Annotated in this window: 3 protein-coding genes; 2 read left to right on the forward strand and 1 reads right to left on the reverse strand. The window is 44.2% G+C overall.

All coding sequences use genetic code 11. The annotated features are described in order from the left end of the window. On the reverse strand, nt 1-1,732 hold a 1,732-nt coding region (gene malQ / locus IT291_11125; GenBank protein ID MCC6221780.1), incomplete at its 3' end, for a 4-alpha-glucanotransferase. A gap of 210 nt (nt 1,733-1,942) precedes the next feature. Between malQ and glgX the strand changes: the two genes are divergently transcribed. Beyond that, complete coding sequence (gene glgX, locus IT291_11130) at nt 1,943-4,093, forward strand: glycogen debranching protein GlgX (GenBank protein MCC6221781.1); 2,151 nt, start codon at nt 1,943-1,945, stop codon at nt 4,091-4,093. A gap of 32 nt (nt 4,094-4,125) precedes the next feature. Further along, the coding region (glgB, locus tag IT291_11135; protein ID MCC6221782.1) for a 1,4-alpha-glucan branching enzyme at nt 4,126-5,246 on the forward strand (1,121 nt) is incomplete at its 3' end.

Below are 5,246 nucleotides of genomic sequence, written 5' to 3' on the forward strand. Positions count from 1 at the left end.
CTATGTCCTTTTGATCCCAATAGCTCCAAAAGCTTGGAAGGTCGTGAACTGTGCCTGTTGCTAGAGAAAGCTCTGGGTAACCATCGGAGGGAAGGAAGTTGCCATGTCGATCTTTTGTAAAAAGCAGGATCTTGTATGACAACATTCTACGTTCATGCATGGTCTTCCGGATGTCGTTCGGTACGGTCCCTAAATCTTCCCCTATTACCATGCATTTATTTCTATGGCTCTCTAAGGCTATGATTGCAGATAGTTCCCTTAAGGGATAGCGAACGTATCCACCCTCTATAGGCAATTTGCCTTCTGGTATCCAAAAAAGTCTTGTTAGCGACATTATGTGATCGATTCTAATGGCAGAAGCGTATCGCATGTTTGCTACTAGAACTTCGATAAACTCTTTAAAGGCGTTGCCTTTTAGTCCCGCTGGATTAAAAGGTGCAAATCCCCATTTTTGGCCCAGTGCGTTGTAATAATCCGGCGGGGCGCCAGCTTCGACTTCTACGGCATAAGAACTCTGCGTAGCCCAAACGTCAGCACTATCTTTGCTCGTTCCCAAAGCCAAGTCCAAATAAAGTCCCAGAGCGAGCCCGTCTGCTTTTTCTTGAACCGCGCTAAGTTGCACATTGCATTGCCACTGGACGTATTTAAAAAAAAGCATGCTTTTTTGGTTTTCTTCCTTGAATCTAGCTACTTCGGTGGAGTTTGGATCTTGGTAAGGCAGAGGCCAAACTGGCCAGCCCCAGGATGCATTATCTAGTTTGTAAAAATGTCTCTTCAGAGCTTCGTATGTTGAATATTTATCTAAAGCGTCGCCGCCGCTATTTGCGAAAGCTAGGAACTCCTTAGACCTCTTGGTTGCTTTAGAGAAATGATTCTCGAAAAAATCCTCGAAGGCAGCTTCTAAAGCCCTTCTCTTTAAGTCGTATACGCCTTCGTAATCGATTAGCTCGCTGCTTCTAGTCTTTTCTATTTGGCTTTTAAATTCATTGGATTGGCAGAGTTGGCATAAACGGCTATTTTCCAAGCTCATTTCTTCCAAAGCCTCGACGTTGAGGTAATAGGGATTAAACTGAGAGCGGCTTAGTGGGGCGTAGGGACTGAAGTAAACTGGGGGTGTTAACGAAAAAGCGTGTAGAGGGTTTAAGCCAACAAACGACACTTCTGTTTTGCAAACATCTTCAATTAAGCTTTGTAAGTCTTTGTAGTCGCCGATACCCCAGTTCGTTTTAGAACGCGCGGCGTATAATTGAACCGACAAACCCTTTAATTTTTGCTCTCGTTCTACGACCTCTGGTAGGTAGCACTGTTTCGGTGTTACTATTAATTGCGTTACGCCAAGCGTTTCCTCTCCGCTATTAGAGAGCTTAGTGATAAAAAATTTATGATAGCCCAGAGGAAGCTTGCCATTAAGGCGAAAGATAAAGCGATGAATTATAGTGCTTCCTACGTGGCGACTGCGGAGCTTTTTTAAAGTCGTTAGCTCTAATTCTCCGCTAGAAATACTACCGCCTTCATCTTGAAGGCTCCATCTTAGCTTAGCGTGAATCAGTTCTTCTCGAATGTTTAAGATGAGGCGCGAATTAATGCTGTCTTCGTCAATTATTTCTACAGCGGGCAGTAGAGTTTCCCATTGCGAATCTCTAAGCCTTTCAACAGCAGCGCCTGGATTTGCCAAATCATTCCTGCTTAAGCCTAAGGAAAAAAAGAATTCTCTAGCAACTTCCTCGGACAATTGATGTTTGTTCCCCCAGATGTCGTAATAGGATTTCCGAAGACCAAACAATCTATACAAGCATTTTAGAGATTTATCCAAAGGGCCTCGTCTGAGTTATGCATTATGCCTGCTACTGTTTCTTTGATAGGATACTCTAACTTAAGCGTTGTTTTCATTATATTTTGCTAAGTTAAAATTTGCTAAAGAGTTATTGGAAAAGTGCACTAAATGAGTAGTCCTTCCTTTCGAGTTTGGCCAGGAAAGCCTTATCCCCTTGGAGCAACTTGGGATGGTATGGGTGTTAACTTTGCCATATTTTCCGAAAACGCAACTAGAATTGAGTTATGCTTATTCGATTCGCCTAAAGCCAAGGCAGAGTCGCACCAGATTCCCATGTCGGAATATACGGATAGCGTTTGGCATGCCTATTTGCCGGATGTTAGGCCGGGACAATTATACGGTTACAGAGTCCATGGGCCTTGGGATCCGGTAAATGGCAAGCGCTTCAATGCAAACAAGTTGCTTTTGGATCCCTATGCCAAGGCAATTGCTAGGGGCGTTACATGGCATGATTCAATGTTTTCTTATCGCATCAGCAAGGGGGACGATAATCAGAAAATGGACACAAGAAACAATGTCCAATATGCGCCCTTGGCAGCAGTGGTAGATAGTTCGTTTAATTGGGGAGACGATAGGCGTCCAAATACGCCATGGCACAAGACCATAATCTACGAAGCGCATGTAAAAGGCATGACGATGTTGCATCCAGATGTTCCTCCTCATCTGCGGGGAACGTATTGGGGTTTTACTTGCGAGCCGGTTATCGATCACTTAAAGCGACTAGGCGTTACGTCGGTTGAACTAATGCCAGTTCACGCGAAACTTCACGATAGACATTTGCTCAAACGAGGTCTTAGCAATTTCTGGGGCTATAATACGTTGGGATATTTTGCGCCAGAACCCGAATACTCCAAACATCCCGATCCGTTGCAAAAAATAAATGAATTTAAAACGCTTGTAAGGACTCTTCATGCCAATAATATGGAGGTTATCTTGGATGTTGTTTACAACCACACCGCAGAAGGCGACCATCTAGGTCCGCATCTCTCGTTTAGAGGAATTGACAATCAGGTCTATTATCGTTTGGTGGACAAACAAAAATGTTATTATCAGGATTTTACCGGCTGTGGCAACACCCTAAACATGCGCCATCCTCGTGTGCTACAGTTAATAATGGACAGTCTGCGGTATTGGATACTCGAGATGCATGTGGATGGTTTTCGTTTTGATTTAGCAAGCGCTTTAGCACGTGAGCTTTATGAAGTCGATCAGTTGGCAGCCTTCTTTGAAGTTATTCACCAGGATCCAGTTATTTCGCAAGTAAAGCTAATAGCGGAGCCTTGGGATTTGGGAGAGGGTGGCTATCAGGTGGGAAATTTCCCAGTGCTTTGGACAGAGTGGAACGGAAAGTACCGCGACGTCATGCGCAGCTTTTGGAAGGGAGATCACGGAGTTTTGGGAGAGTTTGCGACGAGATTAGTTGGCAGTAGCGATCTCTACGGTGGCGCGCGCAGGCCTTATGCCAGCATTAACTTTGTAACTTGCCATGACGGTTTTACGTTAAGGGATTTAGTCAGTTATAGCCAGAAGCACAATGAGGCTAACAAGGATAACAACAGGGACGGCGATAATGACAATCGGAGTTGGAACTGCGGAGTAGAAGGAGAGACAAAAGATGTTAGCATTAAGGCGCTTCGGAATCGCCAGATGCGGAATTTTTTAGCTACACTTTTCTTTTCATCCGGAGTGCCCATGATTAATTCGGGAGATGAATATGGGCGAACACAGTATGGCAATAACAATACCTATTGTCACGATAATGAGCGGACGTGGCTTTCTTGGGAGTGGAATGTTGAGCAGCAGAATTTGCTAAACTTCGTTAGTCGGCTTGCTAAACTGCGCAAGGGAAATCCAGTATTTGAAAGGCGAAAGTTTTTCAAGGGCAAACTCGATCCAATTTCGGGCAAAAAGGACATCACTTGGTACGCTCCATCTGGTCTAGAAATGCAGGAAAAGGATTGGCAAGATCACTTTGCCCGCAGTTTAGCAGTATGCTTGTCGGGAGCGCTGATAGAGGAACTAGACGAAAAGGGCCACGCCGTTATTGGCGATACCTTGCTTTTGGTATTTAACGCGCATAGTGAAATTGTAGAGTTTAGGCTTCCAATTTTCGATAGTTCTACCTATTGGTTGTTAGAGTTAAGCACTGTAGAAGACGGCAATGGCGAGCCAATAAGTTGTTTTAGTGGAAATGACACATATCCGGCTTCACCTAGGAGTTTAAGTGTGTTTTTATTGCAGTTTAAAAAAATAGAGTAATTCGCAGGTCGAATGTATACATAGCGAGGTAAGTGTTGAAGACAAATGCAGATAGCCTTACAGAATTCGATTTATATCTCTTAAGAGAGGGAACTCACTATTGCTCGTACGAAAAAATGGGGGCGCATGTTGGTTTAAGCAATGGCGTAGCTGGAACTACCTTTGCAGTGTGGGCACCTAATGCCGCAAGCGTTTCAGTTATTGGAGATTTTAATTCCTGGAACAATAGCAGTCATGTTATGCAGAACAAGGATTATTCAGGCGTATGGGAGTTGTTTGTTCCTGGAGTGACAGAGGGTGAACTTTACAAGTATCACATAGTGTCGTCCGTAGGTGGTTATTCGGTAGACAAGGCGGATCCTTACGGTTTTGCGGCTGAACTTAGGCCGCGGACTGCCTCAAAAGTTTGGAATGTAGACAAATACAAGTGGCACGACTTGCAGTGGATGAGTTCCCGCTCTGAAAGAAACAATATTAATGCGCCAATCAGCATTTATGAAGTGCATCTCGGCTCATGGATGCGCTGTCCCGAGCAGGGGAATCGATGGTTATCATACAGGGAGCTCGCAAGTATACTCTCTGCGTATGTAGTGAAAATGGGTTTTACTCACGTTGAATTTCTCCCCGTTTCAGAGCATCCCTTCGATGCCTCTTGGGGTTATCAAACGGTAGGGTATTTTGCGCCTACTAGCCGTTTCGGAAGTCCTGACGATTTTAAGTATTTGGTGGATTGTCTTCATCAAAATGGCATAGGAGTAATTTTAGATTGGGTGCCTGGTCACTTCCCATACGACGAGCATGGCATAGGATTTTTTGATGGAACTCATCTCTTTGAACACTCCGATCCGAAGCAAAGAGTGCATCCGGACTGGGACACGTCTATTTTTAATTATGGTCGGCATGAAGTAGCAAATTTTCTAATTAGCAATGCTCTTTTTTGGTTAGAAAAATATCACATAGATGGGCTTAGAGTTGATGCAGTGGCTTCTATGCTGTATCTCGACTACTCCCGCAAAGAAGGCGAATGGATCCCCAATCCCTATGGAGGGCGCGAAAATATTGAGGCGATTAATTTTTTACGCAAGTTTAATGAGCAGGTTTATTCAAAGTTTCCTGGCATAATAACTATTGCCGAGGAATCGACTGCTTGGCC

Source organism: Deltaproteobacteria bacterium, from assembly GCA_020845775.1.
GTDB lineage: Bacteria > Bdellovibrionota_C > UBA2361 > SZUA-149 > JADLFC01 > JADLFC01.